At 65.5% G+C, this 23607-nt stretch carries 16 protein-coding genes; 3 read left to right on the top strand and 13 right to left on the bottom strand.

Going from position 1 to position 23607, the window contains the following annotated elements:
• Positions 1-59: 59 nt before the first annotated feature.
• The 5 genes from ASD05_RS14670 to ASD05_RS14650 form a co-directional block, all read right to left on the bottom strand.
• On the bottom strand, positions 60-440 hold the full coding sequence (locus ASD05_RS14670; protein ID WP_056593452.1) for a cupin domain-containing protein: 381 nt from the start codon (positions 438-440) through the stop codon (positions 60-62).
• 129 nt (positions 441-569) lie between these two features.
• A complete protein-coding gene (locus ASD05_RS14665) occupies positions 570-1937 on the bottom strand; it encodes an HlyD family type I secretion periplasmic adaptor subunit (RefSeq protein WP_056593449.1) in 1368 nt (455 codons plus the stop codon).
• 44 nt (positions 1938-1981) lie between these two features.
• Positions 1982-3706 (bottom strand): type I secretion system permease/ATPase, encoded by a 1725-nt coding sequence (locus tag ASD05_RS14660; protein WP_056593446.1) that lies wholly within the window; start codon positions 3704-3706, stop codon positions 1982-1984.
• Complete coding sequence (locus ASD05_RS14655) at positions 3703-5496, bottom strand: type I secretion system permease/ATPase (RefSeq protein WP_056594459.1); 1794 nt, start codon at positions 5494-5496, stop codon at positions 3703-3705. The genes ASD05_RS14660 and ASD05_RS14655 overlap by 4 nt, the downstream gene beginning before the upstream one ends.
• A 90-nt stretch (positions 5497-5586) precedes the next feature.
• Positions 5587-9273, bottom strand: coding sequence for a beta strand repeat-containing protein (locus ASD05_RS14650; protein ID WP_056593442.1), 3687 nt, complete (start codon positions 9271-9273; stop codon positions 5587-5589).
• A 592-nt stretch (positions 9274-9865) separates the two neighbouring features.
• On the opposite strand from ASD05_RS14650, the gene ASD05_RS30370 reads away from it, so the two are divergent.
• Positions 9866-10402 carry a helix-turn-helix transcriptional regulator gene (locus tag ASD05_RS30370; protein ID WP_162248889.1) on the top strand — a complete coding sequence of 179 codons (537 nt, stop codon included), beginning with the start codon at positions 9866-9868 and terminating at the stop codon, positions 10400-10402.
• Between the two features lie 11 nt (positions 10403-10413).
• Here the strand turns inward: ASD05_RS30370 and ASD05_RS14640 are convergent, their stop codons facing one another.
• From ASD05_RS14640 to ASD05_RS14625, 4 genes are all read right to left on the bottom strand, one after another.
• Positions 10414-11184: an ABC transporter permease gene (locus ASD05_RS14640; RefSeq protein ID WP_056594457.1), complete on the bottom strand. Its 771-nt coding sequence runs from the start codon at positions 11182-11184 to the stop codon at positions 10414-10416.
• Between the two features lie 10 nt (positions 11185-11194).
• A complete protein-coding gene (locus tag ASD05_RS14635) occupies positions 11195-12040 on the bottom strand; it encodes an ABC transporter ATP-binding protein (protein ID WP_056593436.1) in 846 nt (281 codons plus the stop codon).
• Positions 12040-13074, bottom strand: coding sequence for an ABC transporter substrate-binding protein (locus tag ASD05_RS14630; protein ID WP_056593432.1), 1035 nt, complete (start codon positions 13072-13074; stop codon positions 12040-12042). Before ASD05_RS14630 ends, ASD05_RS14635 begins: the two co-directional genes overlap by 1 nt.
• A gap of 182 nt (positions 13075-13256) precedes the next feature.
• Complete coding sequence (locus tag ASD05_RS14625) at positions 13257-15557, bottom strand: NADP-dependent malic enzyme (RefSeq protein ID WP_056593429.1); 2301 nt, start codon at positions 15555-15557, stop codon at positions 13257-13259.
• Between the two features lie 230 nt (positions 15558-15787).
• Here ASD05_RS14625 and ASD05_RS14620 point away from each other — a divergent pair, with 230 nt between their 5' ends.
• Complete coding sequence (locus tag ASD05_RS14620) at positions 15788-17122, top strand: NAD(P)/FAD-dependent oxidoreductase (RefSeq protein WP_056593425.1); 1335 nt, start codon at positions 15788-15790, stop codon at positions 17120-17122.
• A 110-nt stretch (positions 17123-17232) separates the two neighbouring features.
• Here ASD05_RS14620 and ASD05_RS14615 read toward each other — a convergent pair whose 3' ends face one another.
• Genes ASD05_RS14615 through gcl form a run of 3 tightly spaced genes read right to left on the bottom strand, consistent with a single transcriptional unit; the run spans position 17233 to position 20765 of the window.
• A complete protein-coding gene (locus ASD05_RS14615; protein ID WP_056593422.1) occupies positions 17233-18141 on the bottom strand; it encodes a 2-hydroxy-3-oxopropionate reductase in 909 nt (302 codons plus the stop codon).
• Positions 18142-18164: 23 nt separating this feature from the next.
• A complete protein-coding gene (gene hyi, locus ASD05_RS14610; RefSeq protein ID WP_056593419.1) occupies positions 18165-18950 on the bottom strand; it encodes a hydroxypyruvate isomerase in 786 nt (261 codons plus the stop codon).
• A gap of 24 nt (positions 18951-18974) precedes the next feature.
• Entirely contained in the window at positions 18975-20765 is a 1791-nt protein-coding gene (gcl, locus tag ASD05_RS14605; protein ID WP_056593416.1) for a glyoxylate carboligase, read from the bottom strand.
• A gap of 111 nt (positions 20766-20876) precedes the next feature.
• On the opposite strand from gcl, the gene ASD05_RS14600 reads away from it, so the two are divergent.
• Positions 20877-21779: a LysR family transcriptional regulator gene (locus tag ASD05_RS14600; protein WP_056593413.1), complete on the top strand. Its 903-nt coding sequence runs from the start codon at positions 20877-20879 to the stop codon at positions 21777-21779.
• A 328-nt stretch (positions 21780-22107) separates the two neighbouring features.
• On the opposite strand, the gene ASD05_RS14595 is transcribed toward ASD05_RS14600, so the two are convergent.
• Positions 22108-23604, bottom strand: coding sequence for a carotenoid oxygenase family protein (locus ASD05_RS14595; protein WP_056593410.1), 1497 nt, complete (start codon positions 23602-23604; stop codon positions 22108-22110).
• Between the last annotated feature and the right edge of the window lie 3 nt (positions 23605-23607).

The following is a 23607-nucleotide window of genomic DNA, read 5'->3' as shown; positions in this document are numbered from 1 at the left end:
GATCGCATCCCCGTTCGATCATCCCGAAGATTTCTGCCCCTGAGGCCTTCCGCCTTGGGTCAGCTCTTGGGCTTTGCGTATTCCTCTGCGCTCATCACCTCGAGGCCGACGAACGAGTCGTTGCCTTCGACCCACGCGTCGTGGCCCGGCGGGATGGTGTACGACATGCCTTCCTCGATGACGGTCTGCGAGCCGTCATTCATTTGTACGGTGATCCGCCCGGACACCGCGTACCCGACGTGAGCCACCTGGCAACTGTCCGTGCCCACGACCGGCTTGATGCACTTCGACCAGCGCCACCCGGGCTCGAACTTGAAGCGTCCGAGCGTGTAGCCCTCGAGCCGGACCACCTCGACCCGGGTCTTTTCGGGCTGCCGAACCTCGTCCGGTTCGTCATGGGATTTCGTCTGAAGCTTGCTGACGTTCATCGGACTTGCCATCGCGACTCTCCTTGCGGCACGAGTGAGCAACTGGTTCGCGGCAGCCTCGTGCCAAGCCGCACGTGAACGATTGAACAGTAGTCCTGGGCCACCCGTGCGGTGACCCGGAAGCAGTGTTTTCTTTACCGATCATTCTTCCTTCATGGAGGCTGCGACGCGCTTGGTGAGCGGATGCAGGAGGTAGACGAGCAGCGAGCGTTCCCCCGTCTTGAAGACCACCTCGACCGGCATGCCCGGCTGCAGCGAGCGTTTGCCCAGCTTCCTCAGGCCCTCCTGCGTCACCGCCACCCGCGCGAGGAAATAGCTCGTGTTGGTCTGGGGGTCCGTCAATAGATCGCCGGATACCGAAACCAGCCGGCCCTGCACCACGAGCTGCGGAGAATGGGCAAACGTCGAGAAACGCACGTCCACCGGTATGCCGGCGTGGACGCGGTCGATCAGATGGGGTGGCACTCTTGTTTCAAGCAGCAAGGGCTCGTTGGCAGGCACCACATCCATCAGCTTTTGCCCCGGCGCGATCACGCCGCCCACGGTCTGCGCCACCAGCGCCACCACCTGGCCCGAAGCGGGCGAGCGGATCTCGGTGCGGCCCAGTTCGTCCCGCAGGGCAAGAAACTTCTCGAAGTCTCCAAGCACCTCGCGGCTGACTTCCGCCTGCTGCGTCTCCACTTCCTTGTGGTACTCCTGCTGCCTGGCGATGGCGCGCTGGCGAAGCTCCGCGACCGACCGCCGGGCCCGGCCCATGTTGCCGATGAGCTCGGCAATGAAGGTGCTCGATTCCGCTGCCTGGCGTTCCATCTCCAGCTGGCGAGTGCGCGGGACATAGCCTTCGGCAACCATCTTGCGTGTCTGGGTCAGTTCCTCGTCGAGAAGCGAAAGCTGGGTTCGGCGGCTGCTCAACATGCTCGCGTAGGCTTGGGACAACGCTTGCTGGCCCTGGATGTTCTCTTCGATCGATTGCAGGTCGGCGCGCAAGGCGGCGCGGCGCGACCTGAGCAATTGCTCCTGGTTGAACATCTGTTGCCGGATCAGCGGGTCCGTGGCAGCCGCCTGCAAGTCCGGATGGAATTCGATGATGTCCTGTCCCCCTTGCTCGGCCAGCAGGCGGCCTTGTATGGCGCGAAACCCCAGGTAGCGCTGCCGCACGGTTTCGAAGCTCGCCCTGGCCGCGGCGTCGTCGAGCTTGAACAGCAACTGGCCTTCCTGGACTTGATCGCCTTCGCCGACCCGCACCTCCTTGAGGATGCCTCCGATCTGGTGCTGGACCGCCTTGCGCTTCGTGTCGATGGCGACCTGCCCCTGGCTCGGCACGCCCTCGTCCAGCGGAGCAAATGCGGCCCACAGCAGAAACCCGCCGAACCCTGCGACCAAGGCCCATGCGCCGATTCGCCCTGCGCGTCCAAGCTCGTTTCCGAGTCCATTGGCATCTTGCGATCGATCGTCCTCGATCGGCGAGGGGACGGAACTCACGTCTCTGAGAAGATTCGGTTTGGCCATTTGGAACTCCCTGCGAGATGAATCGAGGACAGGACGGCGCCGGATCAGGCCGACTGCACCAAGGCCGCCGGTCGCACGTCGGGCCGAGGGCGACGAAAAGACGCGAGCACGGCATCGCGTGGTCCGTCCGCCGTCAATTCGCCATCGCCCAGAACCATGAGGCGGTCGGCCACGGCCACCGCGCCCTGGCGGTGGGTCACCAGGAACACTGTTGTCCCCTTGGCCTTCAGCTCCCGTATGGCTCGCAGCAGCGCTGCTTCCCCGGCATCGTCCAGATTGGCATTCGGCTCGTCCAGAACAATGAGCGATGGGGCGCCATAGAGCGCCCGGGCCAGCCCGATGCGCTGCCTCTGTCCCCCGGAAAGCAGGCGCCCCGCGTCCCCGATGGGGGTGTCGTAGCCTTTGGGAAAGCGCAGGATCGTCTCGTGCAGGCCGGCGCTGGATGCCGCCTCGATGACCTTGCGCGAATCGACCTCGCCGAGCCGCGCGATGTTCTCGGCAATGGAGCCCCCGAACAATTCGACGTCCTGCGGCAAATAGCCAAGATGCGGGCCCAGCTCGAGGCGATTCCAGCCCCGGACCGGCACGCCGTCGAGCAGCACCGCGCCACGGGACGCCGTCCAGATTCCGACCATCACCTTCACCAGCGTGGACTTGCCCGAGCCGGAAGGCCCCAGCACCGCGACCACGGTTCCCGCGGGGACCGCAAACGAAATGTTCTTCAGGATCGGGGCCGTGCGCCCTGCGGCCTCCGCAAAGACGCCTTGCAGGCTGATCTCGCCGGTGGGCGCGGCTCGGGAAGGGACAGGCGCCTGCTCGGGGAAGTCGGCCAACAGTTTCTCGAGACGTTCGAGTGCGGCACGGCAGGAGACAAACCCCCGCCACGCACCGAGCAGTTGGTCGATGGGCGCGAGGGCGCGGCCCATCAGCACATTCGCCGCAATCATGGCGCCTGCCGACAACTGTCCATCGATCACCAGCAGCGCGCCCGCCCCCAGCGCGAGCGACTGTTGGCTGTAGCGTATGAATTTGCTCCAGCCGGCGACGCGATTGACAAAGCCGTGCGCGGAAGCGCTCTTGTCCATGCAGGCCGCGTGCTGGCGATTCCAGCGCTCTTGCAGGTTGGCGACCATGCCCATCGATTCGAGCACCTCGATGTTCCGAAGCTTGCTCTGCAGGTCGCTCATCGTCTCGCTCGCGGCTTTCAGGGCTGCTTCCGATGGCGCGACGGTCTTCCTCTGGCCGAACCAGGCCAGTGCGGCCTGGACCAGGGCGAACCCAAGCGCCAGGACGCCGAGCCAGGGATGAAGAAAGAAGATCACTGCGATATAGATCGGCGCCCAAGGTGCATCGAAGAGCGCAAAGACGCCCAGGCCGGTCAGGAACTGGCGGATCTGGTTCAGGTCTGCGAACGGTCTGGACGCGGTGGATGCCGACTGGGCGAGGTAGGCCTGGAAGCTCCCGTTGAACACCCGGGTGCTCAGTTGCCGGTCGAAGCGCAGGCTGGCCCGCACAAGCAGGCGCGAGCGCAGCCATTCCGACAAGGCCAGCGCACAGAAAAGGAACATCGTGATCAAGGAAACCGCGAGCAGGGTCAGTTCGCTTTGACTGGCCAGCACGCGGTCGAACAGCTGCAGCATGTAGATGGTCGGCGCGAGCATGAGCAGATTGGTCAGGAAGCTCAGCATTCCGACCAGCAGGAACTCCCTGCGGAAACCCCAGAGCGCGCGCCCCAGTTCGCTGCGGTTGAAGAGCGGAGGTTTCTTCATGGCAGTGGACTCGCCTGAAGCGCGGCGCTCGCAGCGGTTGCGGCATCGCGCGGCTTCGGTACGGGGCTGTTGGCCGCCTTGCGCATCCGGTCCACCGCCTGCTCGCCGGCTTGCCGCAGCGCAGCCAGGACCTCGTCGCGTGCGCCGAATGCCTGCATAGCGCCGTCGCACAGCACCAGCATCTTGTCCGCCACGGCCAGCACGCTGGTGCGGTGCGTCATGACGACGAATGTCGTGCCACGCGCCTTGAGATTCGAAATGACAGCCGCCAATGCGGCGTCGCCGGCGTCGTCGAGGCTCGAATTCGGTTCATCGAGCACCACCAGCGCGGGCTCGCCGTAGATCGCGCGCGCCAATGCGATCCGCTGCCGCTGCCCGCCCGACAGCACGGTCCCTTCGGGGCCGATCGGGCTGTCGTAGCCCAGCGGAAGGCTCGCGATGCAGGCGTGCAGGTCGACGGCCAAGGCTGCCGCCTCGACCTTCGCAGGCCGCACCTCCCCGAAGCGCGCGATGTTCTCGGCCACCGTGCCCTCGAGCAGTTCCACGTCCTGGGGCAGATAGCCGATGTGCGGGCCGAGTTCGCTCTTGTCCCACGCGAACACGTCTGCGCCATCCAGCCGCACCTTGCCGCTCGTCGCGGGCCAAAGGCCGACGATCAGGCGTGCCAGGGTCGTCTTCCCCGCGGCAGAAGGACCCACGACGGCAAGCACCTCGCCGGGCACCAGGCCGAAGGCCACGTTCTTCAGAATGGCCGGACCGCTGCCCGGAGCGCCGGCAACGAGGCTTTCGACTTGCAGCGCGCCTCTGGGCGGCGGCAAGGACATCGTGTCCGGTCTTTGGGCGATGACGCCCAACAGGCTGTCCAGGCGCTGCCATGCATCGCAGGCATTCACCACCGCGCGCCATTGCGTCACGAGCTGCACCAGCGGCGCCAGGGCCCGGCCGCCCAGGATCGAGCCGACGACCATCATTCCGGCGCCGCCGTTGAGCTGGTTCTTCAGCAGCAGCCAGGCACCCAGGCCGAGCAGCAGGGAACCCATGGCGACCTGCAGGAACTTGCTGACGGCCTGATAGGCCCCGGCACGGTCCGAAGCGATGGCCTCGCGCTGCAGGAAGTCGCGTCGCTTGCCCATCCAGCGGCGATGGACGTCCGGCAGCATGCCCATCGACTCGATGACCTGCGAGTTTCGGAGCGCGGCGTCCGCATACTGCTGCGCTTCGATCGCGCTGCGATTGGCCGACACCAGCGGCGGCCGCGTGCTCCGGTCGTTGATCCACCCGACGAACACCTGCAGCAGCGAGCCCACGACGGCCGACAGGCCCAGCACTGGGCTGATGGCGAACATCAGCCCCACGAAGACCAGCGAAACCGGCGCTTCCATCAACGCCAGCAACGGCGGTGAATACAGGAACTCCCGCAAGGTTCGAAGGTCGTTGAGAGGCTGCACGGTCCCGCCCGGCAGCCGCTTGAGACCCGCTTCGAAGATGGCGCAGAACACGCGGTCCCGCATCTTCCGATCCAGTTTCTGTCCGGCCTGGTACATCACCTCCGCACGTGCCCAGTCGAGTATTTCCATCAGGCAGTAAGCGGCCAGGACCAGCAATGTCAGCATGGCCAGCGTGAGCGTGTTGCGGCTGTTCACCACTCGCCCATACACCTCCAGCATGTACCCGCTCGGCGCCAGCAGCAAAAGGCCGGAGCAAACACTGAACCAGGCCGCCCGCACGAAGTAGGCGCGGAGCGTTGTCACCGCCTGCCGCAATTCGCCAGACTTTTCCTGAGGCTTCATACCACCTCGCAGGTTCGACATCAGTACGCCTGAGCACAGGCCGGTTGAGAAGGGGACAGCATTTCTGCTGCCCCCTTGCGCCAGGACTCGCTACGCGATCGCTTCCGTTTGCTGGGTCGTGCCTATCAGGTTGGCCACGCCGTCGATTTCCAGGTGGACGTCGAAGTTGAAGCCCGCGAAGTCGGCATCGCCGTCGATCACCTGACCCACGAAGTTCAGGTCCACGTCCGAATTGATCGTCGTCGATGTGATCACATCGATCTTGATGATCTTGAACACATCGTTGTCCGCCGTATCGGCATAGTTCGAGCCGGTCGCGGTCAGATTCACCGTGTTATGCCCGGTTAGGCTGATGCCCGTGCCGGTGATTTCTTCGGTGCTGCTCAGGACCTGCACGCCCGTGATCTGGTAGTTGGCGCTGTCGTAGTCGTCCTCGCCGATGCTGACCACCTTCAAGCCTCCTCCGGCCGATTGATAGTCCGCCGCGGAGTTGGCGACCAGGAGCCTGGTCGTGGTGGTGTTGTCCGACGCCTTGAACAGCTTCAGCAGAACAACTACATCCTCGCCGTCCGTGATCTGGTCGATCGTGATGTTGATCGCGTCGGCGTAGGCCGTGTCCGTACCGACGATGGCCGCCCCTGGGCGCTGCGGTGGACTCGTCAGATTGGGGTTGCTCACCGGATTCGACTTGTAGAAGTCGAAGTTCAGCAACTCGCCCGATTGGACGGTATCGGAGTTCACGCCGAGGGTGTTGGTTGCGACGTTGACGAAACCGGCACTCTCGCTGGTGAAGGTTTCACCCGCCGCAAACGCGTGGTTGTTGCCTGCCAGCAGATCGCTGGAGTCGCTCGGAGGCGTGGACGCCCTGGCCGAAAGCACGCCGAAGAAGTCGTTGCTGTATTTCTGGACCACGATCTCCGGCGAGTTGTTGCCTTCCGTGTCGTAGTTGAAGGATGCCAGCGGCGCACTCGTGGAGAACGTCGTTTGTCCTCCGAAGACCTGATCCAGGTCGAAGGAGAAGGTGCCGTCCGTCTTGTTGAAGACGACCGTGCCCGTTGCCGCCTGCGTCGTCGTCGACGTCGGCCCGGGGTAGTAGTTGAAGCCGAACTTGTAGGTGACCGTCGTGGCGTCTTCGGCGAAGTGCGAGACGGTTGCATCGGTGATGGGCCGCCCGCCGCCGGTCGTTCCGGTCAGGCTGTTCAGCACGATGCCGTCGGTCGACGCGTTGTCCACGTCGTCGGCGCCAACGGAGATGTTGTAGGTCCCCGCAATGGGCTGGGCGTTGTTCGTCCCGTTGAGGTCGGAGATGGAGGTCACCGTCGGGCCGTCGTCGTCGAACTTGATGTTGGCGCCGATATTGAGCACCTTGGAATCGGTCGCGGTATCGCCATCACCGTCGGTGAGCGTCACGGCATTGGTCAGGGTGATCAACGTGTCGACCAGCGTGGCCTGCTGGGCCGCGTAATTCGACGAAGAACCCGGCAGCGCGTGGTCGATCTCGGCAAACTGCTGCAGCGTCACCGAACCGGTCCCGCTCACCGTGAGGTCGAAGATGGTGTTGGCCGCCGTGATGCCGGCCGCGGTGGCGGAGGTCGATCCGACGACCGTCGTGCCAATCAGGTACAGCTTGATGCTTGCACCGTCGCTCGAGAGCCCCGAAGCTCCCCCTTGCGTTGCCACGCCGAGCGCATAGGTCGATGTGGTGCTGCCCGCTCCATCGGCGCCATAGCTGCTCGACGTCACGCCGAAGGCCGTCGAGAAGTTCTGGGTGGCGGAGTCGGTGGCCGCTGCGATGGTCTGGGCGTCCTGGGTATTGAGCAGCGCCGTGTCGGTGGGCGTTGCCAGCACGATCGTCGGGCCATCATCGTCGAACTTGATGTTCGCGCCGATGTTGAGCACCTTGGAATCGGTGGCGGTGTCGCCATCGCGATCGGTGAGCGTCACGGAATCGGTCAGGGTGACCAGATCGTCGGCCAGCGTGGCCTGCTGGGCCGAGTAGTTCGACGAAGCACCCGGCAGCGCGTGGTCGATTTCGGCGAACTGCTGCAGCGTGACCGAACCGGATGTGCTCACGGCCAGGTCGAAGACGGTATTGGTCGCCGCGACGCCGGCTTCGGTGGCGGAAGTCGAACCGATGACCTTGCCGCTCAGCAGGTACAGGTAGATGGTCGCGCCATCGCTCTTGAGTCCGGAATCTCCACCTTGCGTTTTCACGCCGAGCGCGAAGCTCGAACTGGTCGTGCCCGCCCCGTCGGTGCCGAAGCTGCTCGAAGTCGTGCCGAACGCGGTCGCGAAGTTCTGGGTGGCGGAGTCGGTGTTGGTTCCGATGGTGTCGGCATCCTGCGTGTTGAGCAGCGCGGTGTCGGTGGGCGTCGCCAGCACGATGGACGGGCCGTCGTCCTCGAAGTTCATCATGGAGCCGACTTCTGCCGTTGCATTGGAAGCCTGCAGCAGCCTGAAACCCCCGATGTCGAAGTCGGCGTGGGTGTTGCCCGAGGCATTGAGGGCCGCCCCGTTTTCGATGAGTACGCGGTTGTGGTCCGCGGAGGTTGTGTATTCGATCGAGTAGCCGGCCTTGACGCCGGTGATCATCGCGACGCCGTTGGTGATGCTGATGGCGATGGCCGAACTCTGTCCTCCCTCGGTGCCGCCCGAGAAGGTTTCGAGAACCGCTCCGGTGACGGAGTCGAGCACGCGCACGCTCGTGATCGAAATCATCGCGTCGTTCGCATAGCCGTCGACGAAGCTGTTGCCGGACTCGGCCGCTGTGCTGTATGCAGTGATCTTGACCTGGGCACTTTTCCCGCTTTGCAGCTGCACGACGTCGAAATCGGCAGTCCTGGCTCCGAACATGCCGGTGAAGTCGATATTCGACTCCAGATTGGCCTCGGTCTGACTCAGTTCCGGAATGGTGACGTCCGCCCTGGCGCCGGTCACGAACGTGAATCGGATGCCCTCCTGCTCGGTGATCATCTGGCTGTTGGTGCCGAATGTGGTCATGTTGCTCGCGCCACCGGCCTGGCTGCTGACGATCGTGTCACCAGTGTTGATGTTGATGTCGTCTGCGGTGCTGTTGGGATCGGCCCCGGACTGATTTGCCGGGTCCTTCCCCGTCGCGATGATCGACACGTCGGAAATCCGGCCGTTGACGATCGTCGGGTTGTCCTTCGTGAACATCAGGAACAGGTTATTGCCCGATGGCGCACCTTCGAGATTGAAGTCCGCATCCTGGCTGACGCTGACGAAGACCTTGTTCAGCAGGTTGACTGCATCGTCGGGATTGGTCGCATCGGGGTTCGCTATCGCTTCATACTGGACCATCCATATCTTGGCGCCCGTCACCGGGGTTCCCGTTTCCTCGAGGTAGGCGGCGAACACGACGACATTGAGGGCCGTCTTCCCGTAGACGACGTTGTTGTTGGTCGGATCCGTGTACAAGAAGATGTCTTCGCCGTCGGCGGTGTTGAGACCGCTGTCGAAGCCATTGAGCGGAGCGCCGTTCGCGTCCGTGAAGGAGACGTCGATGATCGTGCCGGTTACGCTGAACGTGAACGCGTTGGTGCCGGTATTGGACCCGTTGTAGCCACTCAGGGCGGCGTTGATGGCGGTCCCGACACTTTGGGCCGCCAAGCGAGTGCTGAAGGCGGTCGGCAGCGAAAGTGCGGTGTCATTGTCATTGCTGTCGCCGGCAATGGCGGGAGTAGCGGCAAGGTTCTGCAAATTGGCGGATTCGTCCAGAGTGACGGTCGAGCCGGCCGTCAGATTTAGCGCGGACATAAACACTCCTTTGTTTGGAAAAATGCGCCGACAGCATTGATGCACCCGATTGACGCGCGTTCGCTGGCAATCGACCGGGCTCATGTATCAGCAGGGAGTGATGCTGAACCGCCGGACGGAGCGTTGTCCATAGGATAAAAGTTGTCACCCAAAGGATGACGCGCTGTGCCGGGCGTGCGCCCTCATGACCTTAACCTTTTGATACCTTGCGAGGTCCGCAGCCCTATCTGCACGATGGTGCGGTCTTTACCATTACCTCCCGGACACCTCCAAAACAAGCGCTTCGGAGGAAGCCATGGCAGAAGCCCCACTGTCGTCTGCTGGGCTGGAACCTGTGTGGAACGTAGATTCGCGGCCGTTCACGCAAGACTTCCGCCCGCTGTCGCCATTTGCACCACCCGCGCTGTGGACATCGAGCTGTTTTCAGCCAGCTTGCCTGGAGATTCCATCTCCTGCCCCGTGCCCTGCGGTCGAAAGCCGTGTTCCGGTTCTCGTCGCAACGTGCCTGGGCCGCGCATCGACGCTGTTCGGGCTGGTCCTGTTGGCCTCGAGGCACTCGGCCGGACGGATGTACCGGATCGAGCACGCGGAAATGAACAGCATCTCCGAGCTGGAAGCGCGCTGCATGCAGCAGGCGCCCCGTCTGCTGCTGGTGGACATCGCGTTGATTGCGCCGGAAAGAGTCAACAAATTGGACGATCTGCGCCGACGCTTTCCCGCCACCGACTGGCTCCTCGGCTGGGAGGAGCCCTCAATGCTCGGGCTGGATGCAGCGATCCGAAGTCAGGCGCGCGGCTGCGTCGAGTGGGCCGCGAGTGCAGAGCAGTTCGCGCAATCGCTGGATGCCGTGCTGGCAGGCACCTTGGGCTTCCCGGGTCCGGTGTTGCAGGCACTTTATCTGTCCGTGCTGCGATTGAAAGCAGCCGGCGGGCGGCCGGCGTCCTGTGCGATATCGCCTGCAATGAGACTGACCGCACGAGAGAACGAGGTGCTGTCGCTGATGTACCGTGACATGACCAACAAGCAGATCGCCGAGCGACTCGGCATCAGTGTCAACACGGTCAAGAAGCACCTCGCCCATGTGTTCGCGAAGCAGGGGCAGCACAGCCGACGCTGGCACCTCGCCTGATCCGGCGCGGCCTACTGATTCTGCGACCCGCGGTGCGCCCAGCCTGTGGTGTGCTTCTCGATCACGCTGAACAGTTCGTACATCAGCATCGCCATCGCGCCCACCACCATCAGGCCCGCGAAGGCCAGGCCCATCTGCATGGCCGAGCCGGCGGAGATCAGCAGGTAGCCGATACCTTCGTTGGCGGCCGTCATCTCGCTCACCGTGGTGCCCACGAAGGCCAGCGTGATCGCCACCTTCAGCGAGCCGAAGAAGTAGGGCATGGAACGCGGCAGGCCGATCTTCATGAGCACGTCCCAGCGCTTGGCGCCCAGCACGCGCAGCACGTCTTCCAGCTCGGGCTCGAGCGTGGCGAGGCCGGTCGCGATGTTGACCATGATCGGGAAGAAGCTGATCAGGAAGGCCGTAAGAATCGCCGGCCCCACGCCGATGCCGAACCACACCACGAGGATCGGCACGAAGGCCGCCTTGGGCAGCGCGTTGAACGCCGTCATCAGCGGGTAGATGGCCGCATACGCGATGCGCGAGCTGCCGATCACGAAGCCCAGCAGCACGCCGACCACGATCGCCAGGCCGAAGCCCGCCATCGTGACCCAGAAGGTGCGCCACGCGTGGCCCGCGATGATTTCCTTGAATTCCCAGAACTGGTTCCAGATGCGCAGCGGGCTCGGAAAGATGAAGTCCGAAACCTCGAAGCCCGCACAGATCACCTGCCACAGCAGGATCACCGCCACGAGCAGCAGCCATGGCGACCAGCGTTCGATTTGCTTGATGTTCTTCATGGCGCGTTCCTCAGTGCGCCGCCGCCGTGGCGCCGACGGCATTGCCGCGGATCGCGCCGATGTGCCCGCGCAGCTCCAGCACGATGTCGGTGAACTCCTTGGTGTAGGTGAGCTCCAGCTCGCGCGGACGCGGCAGCTCGATCTCGCGCTTCACCACGAAGCGCCCCGGACTCTTGCTCATCACGTACACCGTGTCGGCCAGGAACACCGATTCGCGCAGGTCGTGCGTCACCAGGATCACGTTGAACTGCTGCTCGGCCCAGAGGTCGCGCAGGATGCACCACAGCTCTTCGCGCGTGAACGCGTCGAGCGCGCCGAAGGGCTCGTCGAGCAGCAGCATCTTGGGCTCGTGGATGAGTGCGCGGCAGATGCTCGCGCGCTGCTGCATGCCGCCCGAGAGCTGCCACGGAAACTTGTCTTCGTAGCCCGCGAGCCCGACCTTCTGCAGCAGCTTGCGCGCGCGCTCGACGTACTCCTTGCGCTTGGCCTTGAAGTTCGAGCGGTAGGGCTCGACGATCTCCAGCGGCAGCAGCACATTGTCGACCGTGGTGCGCCACGGCAGCAGCGACGGCGCCTGGAAGGCCATGCCGGAGATCTTCAGCGGCCCGGTCACGTTCTGCCCGTCGATGCGGATCTTGCCCATCGACGGCATCTTGAGCCCGGTCGTGAGCTTCATGAAGGTCGACTTGCCGCAGCCCGAGGGGCCGACGATGGCGATGAACTCGCCGCGCTTGACCTTCAGATCGATGGCCTCGACCGCGAAGTGGTTGGCGCGAAGAAGCTCCTCGTTGTAGGCGAGCCAGACGTCCTGGAAGTCGACGAAGGGTGCGGCCGCGTCCTGCGATGCGTCCACCATCACTTCTTCGACAGGATGTTCAGTTCGACCGCAGGCGGCAGCAGCGAGGCGGTCCACACCGCGTCGGGGCTCACGCGCGTCTTGGTGCCGAACGCGTCCGACACCTGCGAGGCCATCAGCGACATGCGGCCCGCGTTGACCGTGCCGAAGCCTTCGGCGCGCGCGTCGGCGCTGTTGATGACGGTGTCGATGGCCAGCTGCAGGCGGCGCGTTTCGAGCTTGCTGTCGATGATGCCGTCGCGCGCCTTCACCGATTCGATGGCCATGGCCGGGTTGGCGACGACTTCCTTCGCGCCCTTGGCAAAGGCCGAGAGGAATTTCTTCACCGCTTCCGGGTTCTCCTTGATGAGCTTGGGCGAGGCAATGATGACGTTGCCGTACAGCTTCACGCCGTAGTCGGGGTAGGGCAGCACGACGATGTCGGCCGCCTTGGCGCCGCGCGCCTCGAGGTTGAGCAGCGAGGTGAAGGTGAAGCCGGTGATGGCGTCGATGTCGCCGCGCATCAGCATGGTCTCGCGCAGCGTCGGGTCCATGGCGGTCCAGTTGACGGGACCGATGTTGTTGGCCTTCGCGAAGATCGGGAACGCGCGGCGGCCGGCATCGAACACCGGCGCGCCGAGCTTCTTGCCGGCGAGGTCGGTGGGCTTGGTGATGCCGCTCTTCTTGAGCGCCATGACCGAGGCCGGCGTGTTGTTGTAGACCATCATCACCGCGACCGGCTTGTTGGGGCTGTCGGGGTTGTTGGCGTGGAACTCCATCAGCGCCGCGAGGTCGGCAAAGCCCATGTCGTAGGCGCCCGAGGCCACGCGTGTGACGGTGCCGCCCGAGCCATTTCCCGCGTCGATGGTCACGTCGAGGCCGGCGGCCTTGAAGTAGCCCTTGGCGGCGGGATGCAGGAACAGCGCGGCCGGTCCCTCGAAGCGCCAGTCGAGCTGGAACTTGATCGGCGTCGGGCTCTGGGCAAGGGCCGGTGAGAGGCCGAAGCTGAGGGCCGAAGCGGCGAGGAAGGACTGGAGCAGTTGGCGCTTGTTCATGCGGTATCCGTGATGTGAATGCTTCGGCATTCAAGCAAAAACGGTGCCCGCACGCGATTGGTGCGAACCCTCCCGATGGATCGATGCGGTGCGCCATCTGCACTCCCCAAATGCAAAAACGCGGCATTGCCGCGTTCTTTGGCACCGAAGGCGGGCAGTTCGCCCGCCGGATGGTCCGGTGATTACTTGTCGACGGTCACTTTCGCCACCGCCAGCGCCGTCATGTTGATGATGCGGCGCACCGTCGACGACGGCGTGAGCACGTGCGCCGAGCTCGCGGCGCCCAGCAGCACCGGGCCGACCGTGATGCCGTTGGCACCGGTCATCTTCAGCACGTTGTAGAGGATGTGCGCCGAATCGAGGTTCGGGCACACCAGCAGGTTGGCTTCGCCGCTCAGCGTGCTCTCGGGCAGGGCGGTGCGGCGGACGTCTTCCGACAACGCGGCGTCGCCGTGCATCTCGCCGTCGCATTCGATGTCGGGCGCCAACTGCGCGAACAGGTCGCGCGCCAGCCGCATCTTGCGGGCTGAGGCGCGGCTCGAGGTGCCGTAGTTCGAGTGCGACAGGAAGGCCACCTTCGGCGGCAGGCCGAAGCGGCGCACTTCCTCGGCGGCCATCACCGCGATGCTGGCCAGCATCTCGGCGCTCGGGTCTTCGTTCACGTTGGTGTCGGTGATGAAGATCGTGCCCTTGTCGAGCGTCAGCGCGTTCAGCGTGGCGAAGCCGGGCGCGTCGCGCTTCAGGCCGATCAGGTTGCGGATGTGCTCCAGGTGCACGTCGAAGCGCCCGACCAGCCCGCAGATCATCGCGTCGGCGTCGCCCAGGTGCAGCATCAGCGCGGCGATGGTGGTGTTCGAGCGGCGCACCATGGTCTTGGCGGCCTCCGGCGTCACGCCGCGGCGGCCCATGATCTTGTGGAAGCTCTCCCAGTAGGTGCGAAAGCGCGGATCGTCCTCGGGGTTGACGATCTCGAAGTCGGTGCCCGCGCGGATGTGCAGGCCGGCCTTCTTGATGCGCGCCTCGATCACGGCGGGGCGGCCCACCAGGATCGGCTGGGCCACGCCTTCGTCCACCGCCCATTGGGCAGCGCGCAGCACGCGCTCGTCTTCGCCTTCCGCGTAGGCCACGCGCTTGGCGGTGGCGATCTTGGCGGCGCTGAACACCGGGCGCATGAACATGCCGGTCTGGTAGACGAAGCGCGTCAGGTGCTGGCGGTAGGCGTCCATGTCCTCGATCGGGCGTGTCGCGACACCCGAGGCGGCAGCGGCCTTGGCCACGGCCGGCGCGATGCGCAGGATCAGGCGCGAGTCGAAGGGCTTCGGAATGATGTAGTCGGGGCCGAAGGCCAGCTCCTGGCCGGCGTAGGCGGTGGCCACCTCTTCGCTGATGTCGGCCTTGGTCAGCTCGGCGATCTCGCGCACGCAGGCCAGCTTCATCTCTTCCGTGATCTTGCTGGCGCCGCAGTCCAACGCGCCGCGGAAGATGTACGGGAAGCACAGCACGTTGTTGACCTGGTTCGGGTAGTCCGAACGGCCGGTGGCGATGATGCAGTCCGGGCGCACGGCCTTGGCCAGCTCGGGGCGGATCTCGGGCTCGGGGTTGGCCAGCGCCAGGATGATGGGCTGCGTGCCCATGGTCTTGACCATCTCGGCGCTCATGACGCCGGGGGCCGAGCAGCCCAGGAACACATCGGCGTCCTTCACCACGTCGGCCAGGGTGCGGGCACCGGTGTCTTTCTGGGCGTAGCGCGCCTTGGATTCGTCGAAACCGCCCGCGCGGCCCATGTAGATCAGGCCCTTGGAGTCGCAGGCATGGATGTTGGCCGGCTTGGCGCCCAGGCCGACCATCACGTCGAGGCAGGCGATGGCTGCGGCGCCCGCGCCCGAGACGGCGATCTTCACGTCCTCGATCTTCTTGCCGACCAGTTCCAGCCCGTTGAGGAGGGCTGCGGCCGAGATGATGGCGGTGCCGTGCTGGTCGTCGTGGAACACCGGGATGTTCATGCGCTCGCGCAGCTTCCTCTCGATGTAGAAGCACTCGGGCGCCTTGATGTCCTCGAGGTTGATGCCGCCCAGCGTGGGCTCCAGCGCCGCGATGATCTCGACCAGCTTGTCGGGATCGCGCTCGGCCAGCTCGATGTCGAACACGTCGATGCCGGCGAATTTCTTGAACAGGCAGCCCTTGCCTTCCATCACCGGCTTGGCGGCCAGCGGGCCGATGTCGCCCAGGCCGAGCACCGCGGTGCCGTTGGTGATGACGCCCACCAGGTTGCCGCGCGCGGTGTATTCGGAGGCCGTGGCGGGGTCTGCGGCGATGTCGAGACACGGATAGGCCACGCCCGGCGAATAGGCCAGCGACAGGTCGCGCTGGTTCAGCAGGGGCTTGGTCGGGGTGATCGAGATCTTGCCCTTGACGGGCGAGCGGTGGTATTCGCGCGCTGCCTCGCGAAGTGCTTCTTCTGCGGGGGAAAGGGGTGCAGCCATGAAAGTCTCCTTGTTTCTGACGGGCAATGAGGCTACCGCAAAAGCGCAGCCCCTTTGTACAGGGGGAATGCCGAAAACGCCTGAATCCATATCTTCGGCGTGATGGAGTTGGCCGGCCGGTTGGCTAAACTGCGCGATCGTTACCTGCGGGGGCTCACGGCTTGCGATTGGCCGGTGCTGGCCCGGGGTAGCGCCAACAGCGATAAAACCACAACGAGGGGCAACAACGCATGACATCAGGACCTTTCACCGGCAACGACCCCGATGTCGTGGTCATTGGCGGGGGCCCTTCGGGCTCCACTGTGGCCGCCTTGCTCGCGGACAAGGGCCACGACGTGGTGCTGATCGAGAAGGCGCAGCATCCGCGCTTTCACATCGGCGAGTCGCTGCTGCCGATGAACATGCCGCTGTTCGACCGGCTGGGCGTGCGTACCGAGGTCGAGGCCATCGGCATTCGCAAGCACGGCGCCGAGTTCGTTTCGCCCTGGCACGACCACAGCAGCCACTTCAACTTCGGCGAGGCGATGGACAAGAGCTTTCCGTACGCGGTGCACGTGCGCCGCTCGGAGTTCGACGAGCTGCTGTTCCGCCATGCCGCCGCGCGCGGCGCGCGCACCTTCGAGGGCCGGCGCGTCACCGGCGTGGACATGGACGCCGACACCGGCGGCGAGAAGCGCCCGCTGGTCAAGGTCAAGGCCGACGACGGTACCGAAACCACCTGGCGCCCGCGTTTCGTGATCGACGCCAGCGGGCGCGACACCCTGCTGTCGAACCAGTTCGACGCGAAGCAGCGCAACCGCAAGCACGCCAGCGCGGCCCTGTACGGCCACTTCGCCAACGCCGAGCGCCGGCCGGGCCGCTTCGAGGGCAACATCACGCTGTTCTGGTTCGACCACGGCTGGTTCTGGTACATCCCGCTGAAGGACGGTACCGTGAGCGTTGGCGCAGTGGCTTCGCCGGCCTACTTCAAGCGCCGCAAGGGCTCGCTCGAAGAGTTCCTGATGGAAACCATCGCGCTCGCGCCCAAGCTGGCCGCGCGCCTGAAGAACGCCACGCTGATGGAAGGCGCCACCTCCACCGGCAACTACGCCTACGACTCCAAGTTCTGCCGCGGCGACCGCTTCATGATGGTGGGCGACGCCTATGCCTTCGTCGACCCGATGTTCTCCTCGGGCGTGTACCTGGCGATGAACAGCGGCTTCGAGGCGGCGACCTGCGCCGATCACTGGCTCAAGGGTGAGATGAAGGAGGCCGAAAAGGCCTTCCGGCACTACGAGAAGGTGATGAAGCACGGGCCGAAGATGTTCTCGTGGTTCATCTACCGCATCACCTCGCCGGCCATCCGCCGCCTGTTCATGAACCCGCGCAACATCTGGCGCATGCAGGAGGCGATGCTGTCCATCCTGGCCGGCGACCTGTTCCGCGACACGCCCATCGGGCCGCGCTTCTGGGGCTTCAAGGTGACCTACTACGCGTCGTGCCTCGGCATCCTGCCGCAGGCCTTCAAGACCTGGGCATGGCGCCGACGCAACCTGAAAGAGTCGCTCGAAGCCGCCAAGACCTGATTTTTTCCGAGGAACACCGCGGAACCGGCTTTGCCGGGCCGCAGGTGTTGCCCCCGGCGAGGGGGAAGGAGAAGCGACACGAAGTGCGCGAAGCCTGGGGGAGTGCCTGGTCAGTCCGGGGTCACCGTGTGCTGCGCGAGCGCTTCGAGCGCGCGCACCAGCGCCGAGTGGTCCAGCTGGCCGTAGCCCATGGCCGCACAGGCGTTCATCAGCTGCGCCGCGTTCGCCGTCTGCGGCAGCGCCACGCCCAGCGATCGCGCGCTCTGCATCGCGAGGTTCAGGTCCTTCTGGTGCAGCGCGATGCGAAAGCCCGGCGCGAAGGTGCGCTTGATCATCCGCTCGCCGTGCACTTCGAGAATGCGCGAGCTGGCGAAGCCGCCCATCAGCGCCTGCCGCACCTTGGCCGGATCGGCGCCGGCCTTGGAGGCGAACACCAGCGCTTCGCCCACGGCCGCGATGTTCAGCGCCACGATGATCTGGTTGGCCACCTTGCAGACCTGGCCGTCGCCCGCGCCGCCCACCAGCGTCACGTTCTTGCCCATCCTGTCGAGCAGCGGCTTCACGCGCTCGAAGGTGCCTTCGTCGCCGCCGCACATGATCGTGAGGCTCGCGGCCTTGGCGCCCACTTCGCCGCCCGAGACCGGCGCGTCGATGTAGCCGGCGCCGAGCGCGACGATGCGTTTGGCGAAGCCCTTGGTGGCAATCGGGTCGATGGAGCTGCAGTCCACCACGATCTTGCCGCGCGAATCCTTCAGGCCTTCGGCCACGCCGTGCGTTCCCGGCTCGCCGAACAGCACTTTTTCCACGTCGGGCGTGTCGGGCACCATGATGAAGATCACGTCGGCCTGGCGCGCCACCTCGGCGGCCGAGGCGCAGATCGTGGCCTTCGAGATGAAAGGCTCGGGCGTGTTGCCCTGCGTGTTCACGAACAGCTGATAGCCCGCGTCGAGCAGGTGCCCCGCCATGGGCGCGCCCATGATGCCGAGGCCGATGAATCCGATTTTTTGCTGGGTTGTCATGTCTCTGTTTCCTTGTCCGATGCTCATTGCTGTTGGGTGAGTGCCTGGCGCCATCCGAGGCCTTCCACCGTGGTGGCGCGGGGCTTGTATTCGCACCCGATCCAGCCGTCGTAGCCGAGCGAATCGATGTGCCGGAAGAGCCACGGGTAGTTGATCTCGCCCGTGCCCGGCTCGCCGCGGCCCGGGTTGTCGGCCAGCTGGATGTGGCCGATGCGCGCCAGCTGCTTCGCGAGCGTGTTGCCCAGTTCGCCTTCCATGCGCTGCGCGTGGTAGATGTCGTACTGCACGCGCAGGTTGGCCGAACCGACTTCGTCGATCAGCGCCAGCGCCTGGTCGGTGCGTGTGAGGAAGAAGCCCGGAATGTCGAAGGTGTTGATGGGCTCGATCAGCAGGCGCAGGCCGGCCGTTTCGAGTTCGCGTGCGGCGAGGCGCAGGTTCGCGACCACCGTCTTGTGCGCGGCCTCGGTGGTCACGCCCGCGGGCACCTTGCCGACGAGGCAGTTGACCTGCGGGCAGCCGAGCGCCGTCGCGTAGTCGATCGCCATGGCGATGCCTTCGGCGAACTCGCCCGTGCGGTCGGGGTGGCAGGCGATGCCGCGCTCGCCCTTGTCCCAGTCGCCGGCGGGCAGGTTGTGCAGCACCTGCTGCAGGCCGTTGTCGCGCAGGGCGGCAGCGAGTTCCTTCTTCTCGAAGGGGTAAGGGAAGAGGTACTCCACGCCTTCGAAACCCGCCTTGGCGGCGGCCTCGAAGCGTTGCATGAAGGGAAGCTCGGTGAAGAGCATCGTGAGATTGGCTGCGAACTTGGGCATGTCGGTTCCCTTCTTTCTTTCTCTTCAATCGAGCAGGGCCGCGACGGCAGTCGGCGCATCGGCCAGCGTCTCGGCCAGCGGCTCGAACTCGGTGATGTTGTCGATCTCGGTGCCCATCGCGATGTTGGTCACGCGCTCCAGCATCACCTCGATCACCACCGGCACGCTGAACTCCGCCATCAGCGCTTCGGCGCGGCGGATGGCCGGTGCGATTTCTTCCTGCCTGTTCACGCGGATCGCCTTGCAGCCCAGGCCTTCGACCACTTTGAGGTGGTCCACGCCGTAGCTGCTCTCGATGCCGGCATCGGGGCCGGCGTTGATGTTGTCGAACGCGAGCTGCACGCAGTAGTCCATCTCGAAGCCGCGCTGCGCCTGGCGGATCAGGCCGAGGTAGGAGTTGTTGACCACGATGTGGATGTACGGCAGCTTGAACTGCGCACCCACCGCGAGCTCCTCGATCATGAACTGGAAGTCGTAGTCGCCCGAGAGCGCGACGATCTTGCGCGTCGGGTCGGCGGCGCGCACGCCCAGTGCGGCGGGAATGGTCCAGCCCAGCGGGCCGGCCTGGCCGCAGTTGATCCAGTGGCGCGGGTTGTACACGTGCAGGAACTGCGCGGCCGCGATCTGCGAGAGCCCGATGGTGCTCACGTAGCAGGTGTCGGTGCTGAAGTTGTTGTTCATGCACTGGTACACGCGCTGCGGCTTCATCGGCACTTCGTCGAAGTTGGTCTTGCGCAGCATGGTCTTCTTGCGCTCGATGCACTGCCTGGCCCAGTCGCGGCGGTCGGGCAGGCGGCCTGCGGCCTTCATTTCCTCGGCCACTTCGACGAAGAGCTGCAGCGCGGCCTTGGCGTCCGAGACGATGCCGAAGTCGGGCGTGAACACGCGGCCGATCTGCGTGGGCTCGATGTCCACGTGCACGAACTTGCGCCCCTTGGTGTAGACATCGACCGAGCCCGTGTGCCGGTTGGCCCAGCGGTTGCCGATGCCGAGCACGAAGTCGCTCGCGAGCATCGTCGCATTGCCGTAGCGGTGGCTGGTCTGCAGGCCGCACATGCCGGCCATCAGCGGGTGGTCGTCGGGAATCGCGCCCCAGGCCATCAGCGTGGGAATCACCGGCACACCGGTGGCTTCGGCGAAGCGCACCAGCAGGTCGGCCGCATCGGCGTTGATGACGCCGCCGCCGGCCACGATCAGCGGGCGCTCCGCCGCATTGAGCATCGTGATGGCCTTCTCGATCTGCGCGCGCGTGGCGGCGGGCTTGTAGGGCTTGAGCGGTTCGTAGCTGTCAATGTCGAACTCGATCTGCGCCATCTGCACGTCGAAGGGCAGGTCGATCAGCACCGGGCCCGGTCGGCCCGAACGCATCAGATGAAAGGCCTGCTGGAACACCTGCGGCACCTGGCCGGGCTCGCGCACCGTGACCGACCACTTGGTGACGGGCTTGGAGATCGACTCGATGTCGACCGCCTGGAAGTCTTCCTTGTAGAGCCGTGCGCGCGGCGCCTGGCCGGTGATGCAGAGGATGGGAATCGAATCGGCCCAGGCCGAGTACAGGCCCGTGATCATGTCCGTGCCCGCCGGGCCCGAGGTGCCGATGCACACGCCGATGTTGCCGGCCACCGCGCGGGTGTAGCCCTCGGCCATGTGCGAGGCGCCCTCGACATGGCGCGCGAGGATGTGCGCGATGCTGCCGCGCTGGCGCAGCGCCGAATACATCGGGTTGATCGCCGCACCCGGCACGCCGAAGGCCTGCGTCACGCCTTCCTTCTCCATCACCAGAACCGCGGCCTGGACCGCTGTCATCTTTGCCATCTAAGTCTCCTTTGGGATGCGCTCACTGTAGGAAGCGGGGCGAATTCCAAGAAGACGGCTGCGGACCATATAACCTATTCCAGGTTGGAATAAGTGACTACCATCCGGCCCATGGACAGATTGCTTGCAATGGAAATGTTCGTTCGCGTGGTCGAGACCGGCAGCTTCTCGAAGGCCGCGCGCGAGTTCAACACCACCCAGCCCACCGTGACCAAGCAGATCGCCGCCACCGAGGAGCGGCTGAAGGTGCGGCTGCTCAACCGCAACACGCGCGGCGTGAGCCTCACCGAGCCGGGCGCGCTCTACTACGAGAAGTGCAAGACCATCGTGCGCGAAGCGGAGGAGGCCGACAGCATCGTGCAGCTGCGGCAGACCCAGGCGCAGGGGCTGCTGCGCGTGGGCACGTCGGTGGCGTTCGGGCGGCGCGTGGTGGTGCCGCTGGCGCTGGAATACATGCGCCGGCATCCGCAGGTGCAGCTCGACCTGAGCTTCGAGGACCGTTACGTGGACCTGATCGCGCAGGGCATCGACGTCGCGATCCGCATGGGCAAGCTGGCCGATTCTTCACTGGGCGCGCGCTACCTGGGCGTGAATCCGTGGGCGATGGTCGCGTCGCCGGCCTACCTGAAGAAGCACGGCACGCCCAAGCGCGCGCAGGACCTGAGCGCACACGTGGCGCTGATCTACAGCAGCGTGGTGGGCGACGAGTTCTGGCGCATGCACACGCCCAGGGGCGAGCCGGTCACGGTGCCTGTGTCGGGCCGCTTCCGCTCGAACAACCTCTCGGCCGTGCTGGCCGCGGCGCGCGACGGGCTGGGCATTGCGCTGATGCCGCGCTACGTGGCCAGCGACTCGCTCGCCACGGGCAAGGTGCGCGAAGTGCTTGGCGACCATGCGCTGCCCGAGCAGGAGATTCATGCCGTCTTTCCTTCGCCCAAATTGGTGCCGGGCAAGGTGTCGGGCTTTGTTGCCTTCCTGCAGGGGCGGTTCGATGAAGGCTGGTGGGCGGGCTGACGGGTGTTCGTTGCTGAAGGGTTCGTTCGGGGTGTGTGCACAGGCCACCGGGTACTCCCCTCCGCGAATGTCCCCCGGCCTTCGGCCTCCTCCTTTATTTCGCTGCGGGGAGCACCCGGTGCCCTGTGCACAGGGCACGCTCTGGGTGCACCGCTGATCAACGACCGCTCTGTCCAACGCTCACGCCGATGGGGTGCCTTGCGCAGCGAAATAAAGGAGGAGGCCGCAGGCCGGGGGACATTCGCGGAGCAAGGTACCCCGTCGGCGTGAGCGCCCCCGAACAATCACGACGTGCGGCCACAAAGGACTATAGACAGCACATCCCTCTTCAGGCAGGCACGAAGGCCCCGTGCAAACCCAACGGCAGTGCGTAGGGCAGCGTGGCCTGTGCCACCGGCCCCGCCCCGAGGTGATCTGCCGCGAAGCACGACAGCACGGTCTTCTGCCGGCCGAAGTCGAGCGCCGTGCCCAGCACCCAGCCCGGCTTCGAGCCGTCCGGCACGAAGACGTGTTCTTCCACGATGGCCTGCGCGCCGTAGCTGAAGCGCTGGCTGCGGCCGGTCTCGACATCGGTGCGTGCAATTGCGCCGAAGCCCGGCAGTTCGCGCCGGATCTGCGTGGCATGGACCACATGGCGGTGGCGCAGGCCCACGCGGCGTGGATCGATGCGCGGGAACTCGGCGTCCTGCGGCAGCGCCGTTTGCGTGGCCTGGCCCGTGCTCAGGTTCAGCGTGGCGACGGTCAGATACGGCTCGGTGCTTTTCACGCGGCGCCCGCGCATCACTTCGCGGCTGCTCGTGAACACCGAGTCGGCGTCGTCCGAGCGCACATAGTCGACGTGGATCAGCGTGCCGCGCGGCGTGACCTCCTCCCAGGCGTTGCCGACGTGGAACAGGAAGCCGGCCGGCAGTGTCATCAGCTGGCGCCGCTCCCAGTTCTGCTTGTCGACGACCAGCACGCGCATGCCGAGCTCGGGCCGCCAGACGTGGGCATCGAGAAAGCTCGCGCCGGCCTCCTTGCGCTTGCCGTCGTAGACCAGTGGTGGCATCAGGAACACGAGATGCCGCTCGGTCACGGCGAAGTCGTGGACCATCGGCATGTCGGCCACCGGCACCACGGCAGCGCGCCGCAGCGTGCCTCCGGAGCCGATCTCGTACAGCGCCAGCAGGCCCTGGCCGGAGCTGACGCCGAAGTTCCAGACCGTGCCGTCCGGGTCCACCTTGGGGTGGGCCGAGAAGGGCATGCCCGCGAGGTCGGCGCGCCAGGTCTTCAGGCCCAGTGTGTCCAGCGTTCGCGCGTCGATGCGCGTGGCCGAGCCGCCTTCCCAGAGCGCCAATACCTCGCCCTGCATCGGCAGCACACTGGTGTTGGCGACGTTGATGCTGTCGGCCGAGGTCGGCGGCTCGACGCCCGGCGGCATGGTGCCGAAGGCCTCGAGCAGGCGACGGCCGGCCTTCACCTCGGCCATGCGCTTGGGCGTGGCGACATAGCGGCCCTGGTGCCGCACGTCGGCCCCTTCGATCGCGAGGCGATGCACCATGCCGTCGCCGTCGAACCAGTGGTGGTAGCGCTCGCCGCCCAGGTCGTGGCCGGCCGGACCGATGCGGAACAGCGTGCCGGCCACGGCATCGGGAAAGCGACCGCGCACCGTAGCGCGGGTGAGCGGCATGTCGTCAGGCGGCGTGGCGAAGCCGATCTTCCAGGGGGCGCCGGAGGTTTCGTACTGGGCTTGCCAGTCGTCGGCGCTCGCGGCGCGCGCCAGCGGTGCCAGGAGCGGAAGGGCGCCGGCGGATGCGAGCAGGCGCAGGAGTTCGCGTCGTTCCATGAC

It is taken from the genome of Variovorax sp. Root434, assembly GCF_001426595.1.
In the GTDB taxonomy this organism is placed as follows: Bacteria; Pseudomonadota; Gammaproteobacteria; order Burkholderiales; family Burkholderiaceae_C; genus Variovorax.
Note: the sequence above shows the minus strand (reverse complement) of the source record. Positions and strands in the feature narration are given on the sequence as shown.